Source organism: Micromonospora sp. NPDC047557, from assembly GCF_043205095.1.
In the GTDB taxonomy this organism is placed as follows: Bacteria; Actinomycetota; Actinomycetes; order Mycobacteriales; family Micromonosporaceae; genus Micromonospora.
In genome coordinates this window covers 46,476-64,467 of record NZ_JBIDDK010000008.1, presented here as the reverse complement: position 1 = coordinate 64,467, position 17,992 = coordinate 46,476, and the positions used below count along the sequence as shown (strand labels likewise).

Below are 17,992 nucleotides of genomic sequence, written 5' to 3'. Positions count from 1 at the left end.
TGTCCACGCGGGCATCGGTCGACCGCGGGCTCGGCTCGCTTCCGCCAGAAAATCGGCGGTCAGCGCGGAGCCGTGCGGCTAGGTTGTCCCGATGCCCGCCACTGTGCACGTCCGTGAACTCACCCTCGACGACCTCGACGCCGCCTGGGAGTTGGGCCGGTTGGCGTTCGGCGGCAACCAGGAGCGCCCCGCCAGCACGACCGTCGAGGTGCCCGGCATGATCCGTTACGGCGCGTTCGACGGCAGCGGTCGGCTCGTCGGCAAGGCCGTCGACCTGCACCACGACCAGTGGTGGTCCGGGCGGGCGGTCCCGGCGGCCGACGTCGCCGGGGTGGCGGTCACCCCCGAGGCCCGGGGCCGGGGAGTGGCCCGTGCCCTGCTCACCGCCCTGCTAACCGGCGCCCACGAACGCGGCGCGGCGGTCAGCGCCCTGTACCCGACCGTCGCCGCCCCCTACCGCTCCTGCGGCTGGGAAGCCGCCGGGGTGCTGCGCACCGTCAACCTGGCCACCGCCGCGCTGCCCCGGCACCGGCCCGCCGCGCACCTGAACGTGCGGGCCGGCACGCCCGCCGACCTGGCCGCCGTCGCCGACCTGTACGAGCGGGCCTCCCGGCACCGCAACGGCATGCTCACCCGCCAAGGCGCGCTGTTCGACCACTTCAACGCCAAGGGGGACCTGCCCGGCGACGGTGTCACCCTCGTCGAAGCTGACGGCGACCTGGTTGGCTACGCCACCTGGCAGCGGGGCCGCGGCTACGGCGCCGATTCGGTGCTCACCGTCGACGAGGTGCTGGCCGTCACCGCCGACGCGGCCCGGGAACTCGTCGGTGTGCTGGGCAGTTGGGCCAGCGTCGCGCCGACGCTGCGGCTGTGCCCGCTCGACGGCGACGCCGTCAGCGCCCACCTGCCGCTGGAGGCGGCCCGCGACCACGCGCGGGACCTGTGGATGCACCGGCCGGTGGACGTGGCCCGGGCGGTGAGCGCCCGTGGCTGGCCCGTCCACGCCCGGGGCGCCGTCGACTTCCACCTCACCGACCCGCTCGCCGACTGGAACACCGGCGCCTGGCGGTTGGCTGTCGCCGACGGCGCCGCCGAGCTGACCCGGATCAGCGGCGAGCCGGACCTGCGCCTGCATGTGCGCGGTTTCGCGCTGCTGTACGCCGGTGCGGCGCACGCCCGCTCGGTCGCCCAGGCCGGCCTGCTGCACACCACCGGCGTCGCGGACCCGTCCGCCCTGGACCTGCTGGGCGTCGGAGGCCCCGCGCAGTTGCTCGACTACTTCTGACCGACCCGCCCGCGCGCGGGCCGGTCAGACCGGGACCGCGTGCCCGTCAGGACGCGGCCAGTTCGGCGTTCGCCCGCTGGGTGACCAGGGTGAGCACCCGGGCGGCGGCGTCGGCCTCGTCGGCCGGGATGCCCGCGTACAGCCGGGCGGTGATGCCCGCGACGGCGTCGGCGACGCGGGCCCGCGTGACGTGACCGGTGTCGGTGAGCCGTAGCTGCGGCGCGGGGCCGTCGACCTGGGCGAGATCGGCGTCGACGAGGGCGTCGATCACCTCGCGCACGGCCGGCTCGTCGACCTTGAGGGTGCTGGTGAGCCGGTGCACGAGCTGTGCGCGCTCGACCGGGCCGGCGGCGAGGGCGTTGAGGGCGACCACCTGGGCGAAGCGGAGGCCGAGCGGGCCGGCGGCCCGTTCGAGCAGGGCCCGGGTGGCGTAGTGGGCCTGGCCGATGACCTGGCCGTTGAGCGTGGGAGCGGTGGACATGCTGCCTCCTTCAATACGTTGGGTTAACCAACGTTGGTGCAGCCAACGTAACACCCGATCGTGGGTCACGCCAACGATTCTTGCTAGGCTGCGGTCATGGATCACGCGGCGCCGCAGTCACCCGCCGGGCTCAGCACGGCCCCGAGCTGGCTGCTCAGTCAGACCGCCCACCACGCCGCCCGCCTGCTCAGCGAGGGCTTCGCCGCCCACGACCTGCGCGGCTACCACTACCGGCTGCTCGCCACCCTGGCCGAGGACGGCCCCGCGAGCCAGGCCGACCTCGGCCGTCGCTGCGGCATCGACCGCAGCGACGTGGTGGCCACCATCAACGACCTGGCCGGCCGGGGGCTCGTGGTGCGGGCCCCCGACCCGGCCGATCGCCGCCGCAACGTCATCAGCGTCACCGACGCCGGCGCCGACGAGGCCCACCGGATGGGCGCGACCGTCGAGCGCGTCCAACGCGACCTGCTCGCCCCGCTGTCCACCACTGAGCGCGAGCAGCTGACCCGACTGCTCACCCGGCTGCTGGAGCACCACAACCGGCACTGACCCGCCTCAGCGGGCCTCGCGCAGCTCCGCCAGCCGGGCCTCGATCTCGGCCAGCTCCGCGCGCAGCTTCTCCGCCTGCTGCTCGGCCTCGGCCCGCTCGGTGCCCAGGATCTGCTCCACCGCCTCCTGCACACCGGGCACGTCGACCAGCGCCACCATCTTCAACGCCTCGGCCGGCTTCACCACGTACGGCTTCGCGAGGGCCTTGCTGCCCTGCTGCGCGGCGACGGTCCACTCGCCGTCGGCGTACGCCAAAGTCACCGTGAGACCGGCGGGGCTCTTCGGCTTGGCGGCCTTGACCACCCGCCGGGCCGGCGTCGCCTTCTCCGTCTGCTCCACCTTCGGCTCCTCCTGTCGCGGCGCGGGCACCCGCGGCGTGTCCAACACGAACTCCGGCGCGGGCGCCGCCGCCGGCTCCGGCTCGGGCTCCGGTTTCGGCTCCGCCACCCGACGACCCGCGCCCTTGGGCGCCACCGCCAGATCGGCGGGGGAGAACGGCAACTCGTCGCGGCCGAAACGCACCACCACGAACTCGTCGGACACCTCGGGATCGGTCAGCTCGACCACCTGGCCGACCTGACCGGCGATCTGCCCCGCCGACGCGGTGAACACCACCCGCGGCTTACGACCGGCCGCCAACGCCTCCCGGATGCTCTGCACCTCGTCAGTGGACAAACCCTGGCCGGCATCCATCACAACCCTCTTCCGTACACCTGTTTGATTGCTGTCTTGATACCAGTCGGCTGCGACAGCCGCCGCAAGGGGGTTCAGCCGCCCAGCGCCCGCAGCGCCCGGTCCGCGTGGTCGTTCATGCTGACCTCACTGTGGATCACCTCGATGACCCGCCGGTCAGCGCCGATGACGAACGTCATCCGCTTCGTGCTCAACGGCCCCAGCGGCACCCGCCGCTTGACCCCGAACGCCTGCGCCACCGTCCCGTCGGCGTCCGACAGCAACGGATAGTCGAAACCGTGCAGCGTCGAGAACTCCACCTGCTTCGCCACCGGATCACGGCTGATGCCCACCCGCGACGCGCCCAACGCCGTGAACTCCGCGCCCAGGTCCCGGAAGTGACAACTCTCCGCCGTGCACCCCCGGGTCATCGCCGCCGGGTAGAAGAACAGCACCACCGGCCCGGTCGCCAGGAACTCCGACAGCCGCCGCGGCGTGCCCGTCTCATCCGGCAGCTCGAAGTCCTGCACCACATCGCCGACACCCACACCCGCCACCGCGCACCTCCGTTGTCCGATCGAACGCGCGGTGAGCGTAAGCGATCACACCCAGAGCGCCAGCACCTCGTCGGCCACCGTCGCGGCCTGCGCCCACCCGGCCCGCGCCGCGCCGGCCCGCCGCGCCGGGTCCAGCACGTTGCGGCCAATCGCCGTACGCGCCGCCGCGTCCGGCGTCACCACCACCACCTGCGACCCGGCCGCCCGCAGCTCGGCCACCTGCGCCGCCAACCGTGGCATCGGCCCGAACGCCGCCGACGTCGGCGCGAGGACCAGCACCCGCTGCGCGCCCGCCGCCAAATCCGCGTTCACCGACGAACGCATCCCACCGTCGACGAAACGACGCGCCCCGATCGTCACCGGCGGCCACACCCCGGGCACCGCGCAGCTCGCACCCACCGCGTCCACCAACGACACCCCGTCGGCGCCATCGAACACCACGAACTCACCCGAGGCCGCGTCGACAGCCGTCACCAGCAGCCGCCGCTCCGGCCACTCCCGCCTCTGCAGGAGGGCCTCGATCACCGCCCGCCGCGACGCCTCCGACTGGGTACGCGCCGCCACCGCCATCGCCCCGATACGCGCCCTCGACCGCACCGCGTCACGCGTACGACCACCGGCCCACACCAACCGCGCCACCGCCAGAAAGCCCAGCCGCGCCGCCATCTCACCCGTCGGCGGGGCCAACTGCTCCTCGTACAACCGCCGTAGCGGCACCCCGGAGCGCACCTGCGCGCCGACCACCGAACCCGCCGACGTGCCCACCACCAGATCGGCCTCGGTGAGGGCCGCACCCCTCTCGGCCAACCCGGCCAGCAGGCCCAACTCCCACGCCACCCCGGTCACCCCGCCACCGCCGAGCACCAACGCCCGCCGCATGTGACCCTCCTCTCGACGATCGACCCGCGCCGGTCACGGTAACGTCGGCTCACCCCACCCGACAGCCCCGGAGGCATCGTGGCACCACCCGTCACCGTCATCACCGGCGGCGGTCGCGGCATCGGCGCGGCCACCGCCCGCCGACTCGCCGCCGCCGGGCACCACCTCGCCCTGTGCTACCGCCGCGACCACGCCGCCGCCGAGACCGTCCTGGCCGACCTGCACGCGGCCGGCGCGCAGGCCATCGCGGTACGCGCCGACACCACCGACCCCGACCAGGTCGCCGCCCTGTTCGACGCCGCCGCGCAACTCGGCCCGCTCACCGGGCTGGTCAACAACGCCGGCGTCACCAGCCCCATCGGCCCCTTCACCGAGCTGCGCGTCGACGACCTGCGCCGGGTCGTCGACATCAACCTCATCGGGTACGTCCTCAGCGCCCAGCAGGCGGCCCGCCGCCTCACCGACGGCGGCGCCATCGTCAACGTGTCCTCGGCCGCCGCGACCCTCGGCAGCCCGGGGGAGTACGTGCACTACGCCGCCGTGAAGGCCGCCACCGACACCCTCACCGTGGGCCTGGCCAAGGAACTCGCCCCACGCGGCATCCGGGTCAACGGCGTCGCCCCCGGCATCGTGCGCACCGACATCCACGCCGACTCCGGCGTACCCGACCGCGCCGACCGCGCCGCCGGCCGCATCCCGTTGGGCCGCGCCGGCGAACCCGACGAGGTCGCCGCCGCCATCGCCTGGCTACTCAGCCCGGACGCCTCCTACGCCACCGGCACCGTCCTGCGCGTCTCCGGCGGCCTGTGAGCCGGGGCGCCGCGCGCCCCGGCTCACCGCTCAGTGGGTGAACAGCTTCGCCGCCGTGATCACCGTCTGCACGACCCCGTAGCCGAGCAGCACCGCCACCACCAGCCAGGAAATCCACAACCGGGCCTGCTGCCCGTGCCGACCGTCGTCACTCATCGCGTACCGCTCCTCTGCTCGCTCTTCGGCTCGTCCACGTCCGCCGCCGGCTCGTGATAGCGCTGCGGCACCGGCCGCACCAGCAGGTTCGCCACGAAGCCCACCGCGAGGACGCCCACCATCGTGAACAGCGCCGGCCGGTACGCCGCCGCCGTCAACGTGCCCGGCTTGCCCTGCGCGTCGAGGAACCCGTTCACGATCAGCGGCCCCGCGATCCCCGCCGCCGACCAGGCGGTCAGCAGCCGCCCGTGGATCGCACCCACCTGGTACGTCCCGAACAGGTCCCGCAGGTACGCCGGCACGGTCGCGAACCCGCCGCCGTAGAACGACAGGATCACGCACGCGAACAGCACGAACAGCGCCGTCGCCGTCTGCCCGAACACGGCCAGCAGCGCGTACAGCACCATGCCCACACCCAGGTACACCAGGTAGATCGGCTTGCGGCCGATCACGTCCGACGTCGACGACCAGACGAACCGGCCCGCCATGTTGAACAGCGACAGCAGACCCACGAACCCGCCGGCCGCCGCCACCGACACCGCCGACGTGCCGTTGTCCCGGAAGAAGTCCTGAATCATCGGGCTGGCCTGCTCCAGGATGCCGATGCCGGCCGTGACGTTGCAGAACAGCACCACCCACAGCAGCCAGAACGAGCGGGTCTTCACCGCGTTGGCCGCCGACACGTTCGCCGTGGTCACCAGCGGCTTCGCCGCCACCGCCGCCGGGTCGAAGCCGGCCGGACGCCACCCGTCAGCCGGCACCCGCACGTTCGCCACCCCGAACATCATGATCACGAAGTAGCCCAGGCCGAGCGTCACGAACAGCCACACCAGCGCGCTGCCCGACGCCGTCGAGCCCGCGTTGGACGGGTCGTAACCGGGGTCGTAGAACGACAGGAGCTGACGCGACAGGGGAGAAGCCACCATCGCGCCGCCACCGAACCCCATGATCGCCAGACCGGTGGCCAGACCCGGCCGGTCCGGGAACCACTTGATCAGCGTCGAGACGGGGGAGATGTACCCGATGCCCAGACCGATGCCGCCGAGCAGGCCGTAGCCCAGGTACAGCAGCCACAGCTGCTTCGTGGCGATGCCCAGCGACCCGACCAGAAAACCCGTCGCCCAGAAACAGGCCGAGACGAACATGGCCTTATGCGGCCCGTTCGCCTCCACCCACGTCCCGGCCACCGCCGCGGACAACCCCAGCATCACGATCGCGATGCTGAAGATCACCCCGATCGCGGTCTGCCCGGTGTCGAAGTGGGCGATCAACGAGTTCTTGTAGACGCTCGTCGCGTAAACCTGGCCGATGCAGAGATGGATGGCCAACGCCGCCGGGGGAATGAGCCACCGGCTGTAGCCGGGCGGCGCGACGGTGTGCCGACGATCGAGTGCGGAAAGCATGCGCTGCTTCCTCTCCGATGAGGACGTGAGACACCCCCACATGCCCACACCTCACGCCTGCGGCAAACCTCACCGTCGCCGGACGGTCCCTCCGGTGAGCTGAGCGGTCACTCAGCCCACTCCCGCCGGCTACCCCAGGTCGGGCACGTGCCAACCGCCGGCCAACGCGTCGGCCTCCGCCGGACCCCAACTACCCCTGTCGTACGGCCGCACCGGCGCCGCCAGATCCAGGATCGGCTCGACGATGCGCCACTCCTGCCGAATCGTCTCCGCCCGCGCGAACCGCAGATGCTGCCCGTCCATCGCATCGTCGAGCAACCGCTCGTACGCCTCCTGACGACGACCCAACGCCGCCCCGAAGTCCACCGACAGGTCGACCGGACGGCTCGCCACCTCCGCACCCGGGCTCTTCGCCTGAATCGACATCGTGATGCCGTCCCCGCGACCCAGCCGGAACCGCAGCAGATTCGCCGGCGCCGCCGCCCCACCCGCGGCCGGGATCAGCGCACGCTGCGGCTGCTTGAACTCGACCACCACCTCCGTCGCCGTCCCCGCCAGGGACTTGCCCGTCCGCAGATAGAACGGCACACCCGCCCAGCGAGGAGAGTCGACAGTCAACCGGGTCGCCACGAACGTCTCCGTGTTCGAATCCGGCGCGACACCCGGCTCGTCGCGGTAGCCCGCGTACTGCCCCCGCACCGTGAACTCCGGCGACAACGCCTCGATCTGCCGCAGAACCGCCGCCTCCGCCGCACGAAACGCGTCCGTGTCGTCACCCGCCGGCGCGTCCATCGCGATCAACGCGACCACCTGAAGAATGTGGTTCTGCAACACGTCACGGGTCGCGCCCACGGTGTCATAGAACCCGGCACGACCCTGCGTGCCAAAACCCTCGGCCAGCGTGACCTGCACCTTGTCGATGTGCTCGCTGTTCCACAACGGCTCGAACAGCCGATTGGCGAACCGGAACGCGTACAGACTCTCCACGGCCTCCTTGCCCAGGTAGTGGTCGATCCGGAACACCCGCGTCGGATCGAAGGCCCCCCGCAACGTCCGATCCAACTCCGCGGACGACGCCAGATCACGCCCGAACGGCTTCTCCACGATCACCCGACCACGATCGGCCAGCCCGACCGCCGCCAGCCCTCGCACGACCGAACCGAACACCATCGGCGGAATCGCCAGATAGAAGACCGGACGCTCGGCGTCGCGCAGACGCTCCGCCAGCCGCTCGTACGTCACCGGGTCCGCGTAGTCGCCCGAGATCATCGACAGGTTGCCCGCCAGGGCGTCGAACGCCTCGTCGTCCACCTCGTCACTCACCTCGGCCACCGACTTGCGGGCGGTCGCGACCAACTGCTGATCGTCCCAGGGGGAGCGGGCCACCCCGATCACCGGGACATCGAGCCGACCACGTCGGGTCAACTCGTACAGCGCCGGAAACAGCTTCTTCGAGACGAGATCACCTGTCACGCCGAACAGCACTACCGCGTCTGAGCGCACGTGCATGGCACTTCCATCCGATCATGTGGAAACCTGATCTTCCGAACGGACAACCGCGCGCCCCACTGGAGGAATTCCCCGGCAACGACACACGTGAGGTCGGCGACAGCGACGGCGCACACCCTGAGAAGATCCACCGATCAGGTGTGACGCGGGCGACACCCAACCCTGATCGACAAATCTCGATCATCCTAAGGCGCGCCAACCCCGACGCTCCACCCTCTCCCACGGATCCGCCACGACCGAAGACGCGCAGCCACGCTCCGCGCAACAGGGGAGGACCCCAGAATGAACCTGGCAGTCGACCGATCCGCCGCAGCCGGCCCCGAGGTCGTGTGCCTGCCGATGTTCGGCATGACCCGCACCGCCACGGCCACCGCCTTCAGCCCCGCCCTCGCCGGCGCCGACCTGCGCGAGACATACCTGGACCTGCCCGGCCACGGCGACAGCCCGGCCACCTGCCCACCCACCTCCCAGGCCCTGCTGGACACCGTCTGCGCATGGCTCGACCACCACATCGACGCACCGGTCCTGATCGCCGGCGCCTCCTACGGCGCCTACCTCGCCGCCGGCATCGCCCGCCAACGCCCCGACCTGGTCCGCGGCCTGCTCCTCGTCTCCCCCGGAATCACCATCGCACCGGCCAGCCGCACCCTGCCCGAGCACCGCCCACCCCCGGGACCCGCCGGCTGGCTCGACGACGCCCCCACCGAACTGCGCACCCACCTCGACACCGCGCTCGGCCACCGCACCCCGACCGTCGTCGCCACCGTGCTCGCCGCCCTGCACGCCGGCGGCCCCGGCGACGACACCTTCCTGCAGACCCTGCGCACCGACCCCGGGTACGCGCTACCCGACGAGGCCACCGACACCCCCTACGACGGCCCCGTCAGCGTCCTCACCGGCCGCCAGGACGGCATCGTCGGCTACACCGACCAGTTCCACGCCATGCGCCGCTACCCCCGAGGCACCTACACCACGATCGACGCCGCCGGGCACTACCTGCCCTACGAACAACCAGCACTGCTGCGCGCCCTCACCCAGGACTGGCTACACCGGACGCTCACCTCGCCCACGCCAGGGCACACGACGGCGCAGCGCCTGCGCGACAATGGCCGGCATGGCTGACCTGAGCGACATGAAGGCCGCGCTGCACTTCTACCTGCGGCGGACGCGCGACGACCTCGTCTGGAAGCTCGACGGTCTGAGCGAACGCGAGGCCAGAACACCCCGCACCGTGACCGGCAACAACCTGCTCGGCATCGTCAAACACTGCCTCAACGTCGAAGCCGGCTACTTCGGGCTCGCCTTCGGCCGGCAGTTCCCGACGCCCGAGGAACTGGTTCCCCTGCAGGCGTTCGACGACGACCCGCAGGCCGACTGGTACGCGCGCGAGGACGAGACGAAGGACGGCCTGATCGACCTGTACCGCCGGGTGGCGCTGTTCGTCGACGAGACGATCGACGAGTTGCCGCTCGACGCGCCCGGGCAGGTGCCCTGGTGGCGGCCAGGCCACCAGGACGTGACCCTGTACCGGATCATCATGCACGTAAGCGGCGACCTCGCCCGGCATGCCGGTCAGGCGGACATCATGCGCGAGCAGCACGACGGCGCGATCGGCTGGCACCGCGACGGCACCAGCATCCCCGACGGGCAGGACTGGCCGGCGTACGTCAGCAAACTGCGAAAGCTGGCCGACCACTTCGAGTAACCACCCGCACACAGCACGGCAGCAAAGGGCGATCATGGCCGATCCGAGCTGGGGGAGAGGCGACGCGGAAACGGGCAGTGCCCGGCCGACGAGAATCCTCGCCGACCGGGCACTGTCGCGGCTGCGGTCAGCTGCCGGCACCCAGGTTCTTCAACCCCTGCAGCATCTCGGCGAAGTCGCTGGTCTCCGCCGGCGGCGGCGTCTCGATGGTCACCGCCTTGCCGTAGTCGGTGTAGTCGACCACCATGTCGCCCATCGCGCCCATGACGGTGCCCGCACGGCGCGGCCGGTACTGCTCGTCGACCCAGAGGTCGACCTTGATCTCCTTGACGCCCGCCGCGGCGAACTGCTTCTCGACACCGGCCCGCAGCTTGGCGTCGACCTGAGCCAGCTGCGTCGCCACCGGAGTGGTGACGGTGTAGTGGACGGTACGCGCCCCGTTCACCGTCTCCTCACCGATGACCGTCACGCCCTCGGCGGCGAGCAGCGTCTTGACCTGCTTGGTCGGGTCGATGTCCTCGAACTGCTTGCTGAAGTCCATCCCCGCCTGCTGGCCGACGCTGGCCATGTCCATCTTCATCCAGCGCTTACCGCCCATGCTCGCGCGGTCCTTGGTCGGCACTTCGACGTAGACCACGGTGCCGATCAACCGGATGGTGGTCGTGTCGCCGTCCGGGTCCGCCGTCGTCATCTCGGCCTTGACCGGGTCACCCAGGTCCAGGACACCCTGCGCGGAGATCTTCTCGCCGCCGACCGTGCCCGTCATCGTCATCGTCACCGAGTCGCTCTTGTCGGTGACGTCCATCGTCTTCTGCAGCGACCCCTTGAGGTCGCTGGCGAGCAGCTCAAGGACGCTGGGCTGCTTCGGCGCCTCGGACGAGCCGGACACCACGCCGCAGGCCGAGGCGCTGAGTGCGGTGAACGCCGAGAGCGCCACCACCGCGGTCTTCTTCCACAGTGACACGTGTGCTTCTTTCCCCGAAGGATGCTGGAGATCTCCCCAGTAGATCGACGACACGCTAGCCCACCCGGTCTACTCCCGGGTGCCGCCTAGACACCTTCGATAATGCACATTATGTAAAGTAAGCAGATTCGGGGGTCCCCTCGACAGCGGTCAGGCGCGGGTCATGCCCGGCACGACACGTGCCTCTCGATCAGCGCGACCCGTTGCGACACCGGTCCAGCCGGCACGTGGATCAGGTGGTGCCCGTACGCCTCGTACACCTGCTCGTGCACGCGGGCGAAGGCCAGCGCATCGGCGTAGCTGATCCGGCGTGCGGCCGTGTGGCGGATGAAGCCCAGCGGACTGATCAGGAACACCGACCGCTGGTAGATCCGCTGCCGCGAGATGCGGTCCACCTCGGCGGTGAGCGCCGGCCCGATCGGCCTGCCCTGGTAGCGCGCCAGCGCCAGTGTGCACAGGGGCGAACGGTCGTACAGGTGGACCGGGACGCGGCGTGCGGCGATGGTGGCGTCGATCTGGCGGCGGCTCTGCAGGGCGATCACGGCGTCGACGAAGTCGGGTTCGTGCCACGGCTCGGCGCACCCCTGCGCCTGGCGCTCGGCGATGATGTCGGTGGCGGCCTCTCGGACCGTGGCGTGTCCCCTGTGGCGGAGTGCCTCCAGCAGGGTCGTCTTGCCGGCGCCGGGTGCTCCGGTCAGGACATACCTCCGTGGTTCGCGCATGTTCTCTCTCCTCTCCCCCCGCTTCCCGGGAACGCGAAAATGCTGCATAATATCCCTTATGCATGACAGAAAGGACGAATCGCTCGGGGTGCTGATCGAGGAGTTCCTGACCGCCCGCGCGACCCGCAAGCCCTCCCCCCACACCCTGGCGGCCTACCGGCGAGACCTGTACGCGGTGGCCGCCCTGGTCGCCGAGGGTGACACCACTCCCCTCCCCCTGGACGCGCTGTCGATCACCGACCTCTCCCCCCGCGCCATGCGGGCGGCGTTCGCCCGGTTCGCCGCGCCCCGGGCGCCCGCGTCGGTGCACCGGGCCTGGTCCACCTGGAACAGTTTCTTCACGTTCCTGGTCGCCGATCAGGTGGTGGCGGGCAATCCGATGCCGGCGGTGGGCCGCCCCCGGGCGCTACTCCCCCAGCCGAAACCGCTGCGGGGCGCGGACACCCCCGAGGTGCTGCTCGCGTCGGTCGCCCGCGACGACGGACGGCAGCGCGACCCGTGGCCGGAGCGGGACGTGGCGGTGCTGGCGGTGGCGCTGTGCGCGGGGCTGCGCCTGTCGGAGCTGCTGGCGCTGCGGGTCGGCTCGTTGGCGGGTCGGCCGGGTGAGCGGCGGATCGAGGTGGTCGGCAAGGGCGGGCGGCCGCGGGTGGTGCCGATCGAGGCGGACCTGGATCGGGTGCTGCGGGACTACCTGGACAGTCGCGCGCGCCGTTTCGGGTCGCGGTCGGTGCGGCCGGACTCGGCGTTGCTGGTGGACCGGCGCGGTGAGCCGCTGCGCCGTGGTGGTCTGCAGTATCTGGTGGAGTCGTGTTATCGGCGGGCGGGCATCGGTGACCGGGTGCCGCGTGGGGCGCGGCTGCACGCGTTGCGGCACACGTTCGCGACCCGGTTGGCGGAGGACGGTGCGAGCGCGGCGGAGATCATGCGGTTGCTGGGGCACGCGTCGTTGGCGTCGTCGCAGACGTACATCGAGGTGACGGCCGGGCAGCAGCGTGACGCGGTGCGGGCCAACCGCACCAATCGCGCGTTGGCTGCTCTGGTCGGGGTGGACCAGGACTGAGCGGGGTCAGTGTGCGCGGTGGCCGGTGCCGTCGGCGGTGGCGGGAAGGGGGCCGAGGACGGCGTTGATGATGTGGATGCGGGCGTTGGTGGCCTGGTAGTCGGCGCAGACGGTGTCGGCGCGGTCGGCGAGGCGGGTGGTGGCTCCGGTACGGGTGACGGTGATGGTGGCGCCGTCGAGGGTGGTGGTCGAGCCGGCGGTGGCGAGGTCGCCGATCGGGTGGGCTCCGGTGCTGAGGTGGGCCTTGAGCAGGGTGCGGAGCTGGTCGGTGTGGTGGGTCATGAGGTCGTCCCAGTTGTCCTCGGAGAACGTGGCGGCGAAGGCGTCGTCGGTGGGTGCGAGGACGGTGACGGCGGTGCCGGCGGGGAGGTCGGTGAGGACGCCGCTGGTGCGCAGGGCCGCTTCGAACGTGGTGAGGGTGGGGATCCAGCGCAGTGCCTCATCGACGGGATGGCCGGCGAGGAAGGTCGGGTTGCCGGGGTCGGTGCCGTTGGGCAGGGCGGCGCAGAGGGGTCCGGTGACCTGGGGTGTGGTGGTGGCTGACGCGTCCTGGGCGCGGGGTGTGGTGCCGGTGCAGGCGGCGAGCAGCAGCAATGTCGGCGCGAGGAGGAGGAGCCTTCGCGGTCGGGGGTGTCGCGCTGCGGTGGCGGGGTGCGACACGACGGCCTCCACGGGTTCGGGGTGGACCGGCGGCGCGGGCGTGGGGCCTGCGCCGCCGGTGCGGTCAGTTGGGGTTCAGAGTGCCGCGCACTGGGTGGTGCGGGGGCCGTGCACGGTGTTGGCGATGCCGAGGTTGGTCGGCGTGGGGTTGTTGCCGGTGCAGGTGAGAGGGCCGCGGATGATGGAGCCGGCCAGCAGTGGGATGTCGGTGCCGGTGGTGTTGCCGGTCAGGCTGACCGGGCCGGCGGCGGTGACGTCGATGATGGAGACCGCGTCGGTGGTGTTGGTGATCTGGATGGGGCCGTTGACGGTGCTGTCGGCGAGCAGGACGCCGGCGGCGCCGCTGGCGGTGACCGGGCCGCTGATGGTGGTGCCGGTGGTGACGAGTGCCGCGCCGGCGCGGACGGTGACCGGTCCGTTGACGGTGGCGTTGGCGGCGCAGGTGAAGCCGGTGACGACAAGTGGTCCGTTGTGTCGGCCGGTGATCCTCGGGTAGACGCGTTCGCCGTCGGTCAGCTTCTCCACGCCCAACGGGTCGAGCAGCAGTGGGATGAGGCCGCGTTCGGGCTGGTTGAGGGGGATGTAGTAGCCGTCCGTGGTCGTGATGACCTTCCAGCCGTGGGCGGCGATGCGCTGTGCGACGGTGGTGCCGACGCCGCCGGGTCCGTCGGTGCGCGGGCCGTTGTACTGGGCGTCGGTGAGCTTGTAGGCGCACGGCGCGTTGTCGAGGATCAGGTTGGCCGGGGGCGCGTCCAGGGGCGGCGGGCTGTCGCCCGGGTGGGGTGCGGGGTGGGCGGGGATGGGGCGGGAGCCGCGGAAGACGAGGCGGCCGGTGTTGGCGGCCTGGATCTCGATGGCCTCGGCGCGGGAGGTGAGGATGTCGCCGCGGTCGGTGCGGTGGTAGTCGAGGAACTGCTGGAACGTCCAGAGGGCGGAGTAGGTCTTGCGGCGCCGGTTGTTGGCGGTGTTGCCCTCGTCGGGTCGGGTCTGGCCGCCGGAGCTGCGCAGTTCCAGCAGGGAGTTGGTGACGTTCTTGAGGCCGAGGGTGTTGCGCAGGATGGTTTCCTCGCTGAGGCCGACGTTGCCGCCGCCTTCGCAGCCGTAGGGGCAGGGCCACCAGCCGGCTTCGGCGCCCTTGGCGTACATGTGGCCTTCGATCATGTCCTGGGACTGGTCGAAGATGGGCTGGGCGACGTTCTGGTGCCGGGGCGGCAGCATGGGCAGGTCGCCGGCGCGGGAGTTGCCGAACTCGTGGCCGTCGTAGCCGGCGACGGGTCGGTAGTCGCGGACCATCGTGATGTACGCGGCGGTCTCGGGTTGGCGGATCAGGGAGTAGTCGCGGTTGAGGTCCTGGCCGGTGGAGTTGCCGCGGGTGTTGGCGGCGCGGCCGTCTCCGTTGATGGTGGGGACGATCAGGACGGTGGTGTGGCTGAGCAGGTCGGTGATGCGGGGGTCGGTGCTGAAGGCGAGTTGCCGGGCCATGATGAGGCAGGCTTCGCGGTCGCCGGGTTCGTTGCCGTGCACGTTGCAATTGATGGCCACGGGTGCGGTGGCGGCGACGGCCTCGGGGGTGGCGGCCGGGGTGGGGTGTCCGATGACCAGCATGTTGATGGGCCGGTTCTGGACGGTGCGGCCGAGTTCGACGACGCGTACCCGGTCGCTGAGGGCGTCGATGGCCGCGGTGTAGGCGTACTCGTCGGTGTCGCTGGTGTACTGCGCGGCGTGGGTGGTCTCCCACTGGGTGCGCAACCGTTGGCCTGGGGTGTCGGGGTTGCCCCAGGGTGCGGTGGTGGTGGCGGTGACGGGGTCGGAGTAGGGCTGTTCGGTGGTGCCGGTGCGGGCGCGGGCGCGCCACTGGAAGCTGCCGCCGGGGTTGAATCCGGAGTCGGCGAAGGTGGGCGCCTGCTGGTTGATCTGGCGGTTGGGGCGCCAGACGCCGACGATCGTCGGTGCGCCGGTGGGTGTGCCGTTGGCGTCGACGGCGGTGCGTTCGATCTGGTAGTCCGTGGCGCCGTCGACGGGTGTCCAGGCGAGGGTGGCGTACCCGTCGGCTTGGCGGACGGTGAGGTCGTCGACCTGGTTCGGTTGCGCGGCGCTCTGGGCGTTGGCGGGGGTGGGTGCGGTGGTGAGGGTGAGAGCGATGAGGGTTGCTGCGGCGACGAGGGTGGATCGCTGGCGTCTCATGTGGCCTCCGACTGCGTGATCGTGGCGCGACCCGCCCAGCATGATCGTCGAAGTTCGTCGATGCAATGATCTTGAGGCAATCTTGCGGCTCGACGCTGGCTGCGTGCAGGTCGGGATCGGTCTTCAGCCGAGGTCGACCAGCAGGGGGCGGTGGTCGGAGATGGTGGACGGTGGAGCGGTGACGGCCCGTACGGGTGGGAGCTGGTTGAGGGCGTGCCGGTCGGCGAGGACGTGGTCGAGTTGGACGCGGGGCTGCCCGGAGGGGTAGGTGGGGAGTCGGCCCAGGGGGCGCCAGCCGGAGATGAACCGGGCCGGGCCGGCGGGCAGGTTGAGGTCGCCGAGCAGGACGCGGGGGCCGGGTAGCGCGCGGAGGGCGCGCACGGTCTGGCGGAGTTGGCGGGCGTTCCAGCCGGGCACGAACGACAGGTGGGTCGCGGCGGCGGTGAGGGGGCCGTGTGGGGTGTCGAGGACGGCGGCGAGGACGACGCGGGGTTCGTCGTGCAGCAGGATGAGGCCGCCGCCGGGGCCGGGGACGTAGACGGGTGAGCGGACGGGGGCGGGCTTGAGTCGGGTGACGTGCCAGCTGCGTACGGGGTGGCGGCTGATGAGGCCGATGCCGTAGCAGGGTTCGCCGTGGCCGTCGTCGTCGTGGCGCAGGGGGCGGAACTGTTCGCCGGGGGTGCCGACGACGGCGGCGGCGAAGCGGTGGTGTGGCGCGTCGAGGGCTCGGGCGGCGATGGCGGTGAGGTCGAGGTTGCCGCTGCGGTGTTGGTCGCGGTCGACCTCCTGCAGGGCGAGGACGTCGGCGTCGAGGGCGCGCACGGCGGCGGCGAGTCGGTCGGGGTTGACGAGCCCGTCGGTGAGGGATCGGCCGTGCAGCAGGTTGAAGGTGGCCAGGCGCACTCCTGCACCTTACGTCCCCGTGGCAGGGTTGCCGTGTGGTCAAGGTGCTGCTGTGTTCGATGCTGGTGTTCGTGGCGGTTGGCGCGTTGGGGGTGTGGTTGCGGCGTTCGCGGGGTCGGTGACGGGTGAGGCTGGCCACTTCAGGCGTCGGTGGGTCGGGTGGGGTGGGGAGAATTGCCGCCCGTGGACGCCGTATCGCTGAGTACTTTGCTGGTCGCCGCGGCGATGGCCGGGTGGGTGGACGCCGTGGTCGGCGGTGGTGGGCTGCTGCTGTTGCCGGCGTTGCTGGTGGCCGCGCCGGGGTTGCCGGTGGCCACCGCGTTGGGCACGAACAAGTTGGCGGCGATCTTCGGTACGGCGACGGCGGCGGCGACGTACGCGCGGCGGACGAAGCTCGACTGGCGGGTGGTGGGGCCGGCGGCGGGGTTGGCGGTGCTCAGCGCCGGGGTGGGTGCGGTGCTGGCCGGGGCGGTGCCGGCGTCGGCGTACCGGCCGGTGGTGTTGGTGGTCCTGGTGGCGGTGGCGGTGTTCGTGCTGCTGCGTCCCCGGCTGGGGGTGGTGGCCGTGCCGACGCGGCGCACGCCGGCGCGGGTGGCGGTGGCGATCGGCGTGGCCGGGGTGGGCATCGCCCTGTACGACGGGTTGATCGGTCCGGGTACGGGCACGTTCCTGGTGTTGGCGTTCACGGCGCTGATCGGTGCGGACTTCGTGCACGGGTCGGCGATGGCGAAGGTGGTCAACGCGGGCACGAACCTGGGCGCGTTGGTGGTGTTCGGGGTGACCGGGCACGTGTGGTGGTTGCTGGGCGCGGGGATGGCCGTGTGCAACATCGCGGGCGCGGTGCTGGGTGCGCGGATGGCGTTGCGCCGTGGTTCGGGGTTCGTGCGGGTGGTGCTGCTGGTGGTGGTGCTGGCGTTGGTCGCGAAGTTGGGTCACGACCAGTGGGTGGCCCGCTGACGGAGGCGGGCGTCTAGGCGCGGCGGCTGGGTGAGTCGAAGCGGCCGGCGCGGATCTCGCGCAGGGCCCGGCGGCGGGTGTCGCCGCGCAGGGTGTCGACGTAGAGGGTGCCGCGCAGGTGGTCGGTTTCGTGTTGCAGGGCGCGGGCGAGGAAACCGGTGCCGCTGATGGTGAGCGGTTCGCCGTGCTGGTCGACGCCGTGGGCGGTGGCGTGCAGGGCCCGTACGGTCGGGAAGTACAGCCCGGGGATGGACAGGCAGCCTTCCTCGTCGTCCTGGAGTTCGTCGGACAGTTCCAGGGTGGGGTTGATCAGGTGGCCGCGGTGTCCGTCGGCGTCGTAGACGAAGACCTGGGCGCTGACGCCGATCTGCGGTGCGGCGACGCCGGCGCGGCCGGGTTCGCCGAGCAGGGTGTCCATGAGGTCGGTGACCAGGGCGCGTAGCTCGGCGTCGAAGGTGGTGACCGGCTCGCATTCGGTGCGCAGGACGGGGTCGCCGATGATCCGGATGGGCCGCATGGTCATGCGGGTCAGCGTA

20 protein-coding genes are annotated in these 17,992 nt (G+C 71.5%); 7 read left to right on the top strand and 13 right to left on the bottom strand.

The genetic code is table 11. From position 1 onward, the window contains the following. Positions 1-91: 91 nt before the first annotated feature. Entirely contained in the window at positions 92-1,285 is a 1,194-nt protein-coding gene (gene eis, locus ACGGAQ_RS19755; RefSeq protein WP_393051240.1) for an enhanced intracellular survival protein Eis, read from the top strand. 46 nt (positions 1,286-1,331) lie between these two features. Here eis and ACGGAQ_RS19750 read toward each other — a convergent pair whose 3' ends face one another. Continuing rightward, positions 1,332-1,766 (bottom strand): hypothetical protein, encoded by a 435-nt coding sequence (locus ACGGAQ_RS19750; RefSeq protein WP_393051238.1) that lies wholly within the window; start codon positions 1,764-1,766, stop codon positions 1,332-1,334. Between the two features lie 96 nt (positions 1,767-1,862). Here ACGGAQ_RS19750 and ACGGAQ_RS19745 point away from each other — a divergent pair, with 96 nt between their 5' ends. Then, positions 1,863-2,315, top strand: a complete 453-nt coding sequence (locus ACGGAQ_RS19745; protein ID WP_393051236.1) for a MarR family winged helix-turn-helix transcriptional regulator — start codon at positions 1,863-1,865, stop codon at positions 2,313-2,315. A 6-nt stretch (positions 2,316-2,321) separates the two neighbouring features. Here the strand turns inward: ACGGAQ_RS19745 and ACGGAQ_RS19740 are convergent, their stop codons facing one another. The 3 genes from ACGGAQ_RS19740 to ACGGAQ_RS19730 all read right to left on the bottom strand — a co-directional run bounded on the left by ACGGAQ_RS19740 (position 2,322) and on the right by ACGGAQ_RS19730 (position 4,423). Continuing rightward, entirely contained in the window at positions 2,322-3,008 is a 687-nt protein-coding gene (locus ACGGAQ_RS19740) for a hypothetical protein (RefSeq protein ID WP_355138807.1), read from the bottom strand. Between the two features lie 74 nt (positions 3,009-3,082). Further along, positions 3,083-3,544 (bottom strand): peroxiredoxin, encoded by a 462-nt coding sequence (locus tag ACGGAQ_RS19735; protein ID WP_393051234.1) that lies wholly within the window; start codon positions 3,542-3,544, stop codon positions 3,083-3,085. Between the two features lie 45 nt (positions 3,545-3,589). Further along, positions 3,590-4,423 carry a patatin-like phospholipase family protein gene (locus tag ACGGAQ_RS19730; protein ID WP_393051232.1) on the bottom strand — a complete coding sequence of 278 codons (834 nt, stop codon included), beginning with the start codon at positions 4,421-4,423 and terminating at the stop codon, positions 3,590-3,592. A gap of 78 nt (positions 4,424-4,501) precedes the next feature. Between ACGGAQ_RS19730 and ACGGAQ_RS19725 the strand changes: the two genes are divergently transcribed. Beyond that, positions 4,502-5,233 (top strand): SDR family oxidoreductase, encoded by a 732-nt coding sequence (locus tag ACGGAQ_RS19725; protein ID WP_355068067.1) that lies wholly within the window; start codon positions 4,502-4,504, stop codon positions 5,231-5,233. 30 nt (positions 5,234-5,263) lie between these two features. Here ACGGAQ_RS19725 and ACGGAQ_RS19720 read toward each other — a convergent pair whose 3' ends face one another. The 3 genes from ACGGAQ_RS19720 to zwf all read right to left on the bottom strand — a co-directional run bounded on the left by ACGGAQ_RS19720 (position 5,264) and on the right by zwf (position 8,301). Then, on the bottom strand, positions 5,264-5,389 hold the full coding sequence (locus ACGGAQ_RS19720) for a hypothetical protein (RefSeq protein WP_255473694.1): 126 nt from the start codon (positions 5,387-5,389) through the stop codon (positions 5,264-5,266). Continuing rightward, the gene (locus tag ACGGAQ_RS19715; protein WP_393051230.1) at positions 5,386-6,792 is read right to left on the bottom strand and encodes an OFA family MFS transporter; all 1,407 of its coding nucleotides are present in this window, start codon (positions 6,790-6,792) and stop codon (positions 5,386-5,388) included. The genes ACGGAQ_RS19720 and ACGGAQ_RS19715 overlap by 4 nt, the downstream gene beginning before the upstream one ends. A 129-nt stretch (positions 6,793-6,921) precedes the next feature. Continuing rightward, the gene (gene zwf / locus ACGGAQ_RS19710) at positions 6,922-8,301 is read right to left on the bottom strand and encodes a glucose-6-phosphate dehydrogenase (RefSeq protein WP_393051228.1); all 1,380 of its coding nucleotides are present in this window, start codon (positions 8,299-8,301) and stop codon (positions 6,922-6,924) included. A 282-nt stretch (positions 8,302-8,583) separates the two neighbouring features. On the opposite strand from zwf, the gene ACGGAQ_RS19705 reads away from it, so the two are divergent. Together ACGGAQ_RS19705 and ACGGAQ_RS19700 are read left to right on the top strand one after the other, a co-directional pair. Beyond that, the gene (locus ACGGAQ_RS19705) at positions 8,584-9,423 is read left to right on the top strand and encodes an alpha/beta fold hydrolase (RefSeq protein ID WP_393051226.1); all 840 of its coding nucleotides are present in this window, start codon (positions 8,584-8,586) and stop codon (positions 9,421-9,423) included. Continuing rightward, complete coding sequence (locus ACGGAQ_RS19700; RefSeq protein ID WP_393051224.1) at positions 9,416-10,006, top strand: DinB family protein; 591 nt, start codon at positions 9,416-9,418, stop codon at positions 10,004-10,006. Before ACGGAQ_RS19705 ends, ACGGAQ_RS19700 begins: the two co-directional genes overlap by 8 nt. Positions 10,007-10,133: 127 nt before the next feature. On the opposite strand, the gene ACGGAQ_RS19695 is transcribed toward ACGGAQ_RS19700, so the two are convergent. Both ACGGAQ_RS19695 and ACGGAQ_RS19690 read right to left on the bottom strand, forming a co-directional pair. Continuing rightward, positions 10,134-10,970: a hypothetical protein gene (locus ACGGAQ_RS19695; protein ID WP_393051222.1), complete on the bottom strand. Its 837-nt coding sequence runs from the start codon at positions 10,968-10,970 to the stop codon at positions 10,134-10,136. A 161-nt stretch (positions 10,971-11,131) separates the two neighbouring features. Further along, the gene (locus tag ACGGAQ_RS19690; protein ID WP_393051220.1) at positions 11,132-11,692 is read right to left on the bottom strand and encodes an AAA family ATPase; all 561 of its coding nucleotides are present in this window, start codon (positions 11,690-11,692) and stop codon (positions 11,132-11,134) included. Positions 11,693-11,750: 58 nt separating this feature from the next. Here ACGGAQ_RS19690 and ACGGAQ_RS19685 point away from each other — a divergent pair, with 58 nt between their 5' ends. Beyond that, entirely contained in the window at positions 11,751-12,752 is a 1,002-nt protein-coding gene (locus tag ACGGAQ_RS19685) for a tyrosine-type recombinase/integrase (protein WP_393051218.1), read from the top strand. Positions 12,753-12,758: 6 nt separating this feature from the next. Here ACGGAQ_RS19685 and ACGGAQ_RS19680 read toward each other — a convergent pair whose 3' ends face one another. The 3 genes from ACGGAQ_RS19680 to ACGGAQ_RS19670 form a co-directional block, all read right to left on the bottom strand. Then, complete coding sequence (locus ACGGAQ_RS19680) at positions 12,759-13,412, bottom strand: fasciclin domain-containing protein (RefSeq protein WP_393051216.1); 654 nt, start codon at positions 13,410-13,412, stop codon at positions 12,759-12,761. A 75-nt stretch (positions 13,413-13,487) separates the two neighbouring features. Next, entirely contained in the window at positions 13,488-15,596 is a 2,109-nt protein-coding gene (locus ACGGAQ_RS19675) for a M14 family zinc carboxypeptidase (RefSeq protein WP_393051214.1), read from the bottom strand. Positions 15,597-15,719: 123 nt separating this feature from the next. Further along, positions 15,720-16,499 (bottom strand): endonuclease/exonuclease/phosphatase family protein, encoded by a 780-nt coding sequence (locus ACGGAQ_RS19670; protein ID WP_354855303.1) that lies wholly within the window; start codon positions 16,497-16,499, stop codon positions 15,720-15,722. A gap of 183 nt (positions 16,500-16,682) precedes the next feature. On the opposite strand from ACGGAQ_RS19670, the gene ACGGAQ_RS19665 reads away from it, so the two are divergent. Continuing rightward, positions 16,683-17,456, top strand: a complete 774-nt coding sequence (locus ACGGAQ_RS19665; protein WP_393051212.1) for a sulfite exporter TauE/SafE family protein — start codon at positions 16,683-16,685, stop codon at positions 17,454-17,456. A gap of 13 nt (positions 17,457-17,469) precedes the next feature. Here ACGGAQ_RS19665 and def read toward each other — a convergent pair whose 3' ends face one another. Next, positions 17,470-17,979 carry a peptide deformylase gene (gene def, locus ACGGAQ_RS19660; protein WP_354855305.1) on the bottom strand — a complete coding sequence of 170 codons (510 nt, stop codon included), beginning with the start codon at positions 17,977-17,979 and terminating at the stop codon, positions 17,470-17,472. Positions 17,980-17,992 lie beyond the last annotated feature (13 nt).

What these genes read in the sequence shown, in the direction of transcription:
- eis (WP_393051240.1), top strand. Translation starts at nt 92, where the DNA reads ATGCCCGCCACTGTGCACGTCCGTGAACTCACCCTCGACGACCTCGAC.
- ACGGAQ_RS19750 (WP_393051238.1), bottom strand. Translation starts at nt 1,766, where the DNA reads ATGTCCACCGCTCCCACGCTCAACGGCCAGGTCATCGGCCAGGCCCAC.
- ACGGAQ_RS19745 (WP_393051236.1), top strand. Translation starts at nt 1,863, where the DNA reads ATGGATCACGCGGCGCCGCAGTCACCCGCCGGGCTCAGCACGGCCCCG.
- ACGGAQ_RS19740 (WP_355138807.1), bottom strand. Translation starts at nt 3,008, where the DNA reads ATGGATGCCGGCCAGGGTTTGTCCACTGACGAGGTGCAGAGCATCCGG.
- ACGGAQ_RS19730 (WP_393051232.1), bottom strand. Translation starts at nt 4,423, where the DNA reads ATGCGGCGGGCGTTGGTGCTCGGCGGTGGCGGGGTGACCGGGGTGGCG.
- ACGGAQ_RS19720 (WP_255473694.1), bottom strand. Translation starts at nt 5,389, where the DNA reads ATGAGTGACGACGGTCGGCACGGGCAGCAGGCCCGGTTGTGGATTTCC.
- ACGGAQ_RS19715 (WP_393051230.1), bottom strand. Translation starts at nt 6,792, where the DNA reads ATGCTTTCCGCACTCGATCGTCGGCACACCGTCGCGCCGCCCGGCTAC.
- zwf (WP_393051228.1), bottom strand. Translation starts at nt 8,301, where the DNA reads ATGCACGTGCGCTCAGACGCGGTAGTGCTGTTCGGCGTGACAGGTGAT.
- ACGGAQ_RS19705 (WP_393051226.1), top strand. Translation starts at nt 8,584, where the DNA reads ATGAACCTGGCAGTCGACCGATCCGCCGCAGCCGGCCCCGAGGTCGTG.
- ACGGAQ_RS19700 (WP_393051224.1), top strand. Translation starts at nt 9,416, where the DNA reads ATGGCTGACCTGAGCGACATGAAGGCCGCGCTGCACTTCTACCTGCGG.
- ACGGAQ_RS19690 (WP_393051220.1), bottom strand. Translation starts at nt 11,692, where the DNA reads ATGCGCGAACCACGGAGGTATGTCCTGACCGGAGCACCCGGCGCCGGC.
- ACGGAQ_RS19685 (WP_393051218.1), top strand. Translation starts at nt 11,751, where the DNA reads ATGCATGACAGAAAGGACGAATCGCTCGGGGTGCTGATCGAGGAGTTC.
- ACGGAQ_RS19675 (WP_393051214.1), bottom strand. Translation starts at nt 15,596, where the DNA reads ATGAGACGCCAGCGATCCACCCTCGTCGCCGCAGCAACCCTCATCGCT.
- def (WP_354855305.1), bottom strand. Translation starts at nt 17,979, where the DNA reads ATGACCATGCGGCCCATCCGGATCATCGGCGACCCCGTCCTGCGCACC.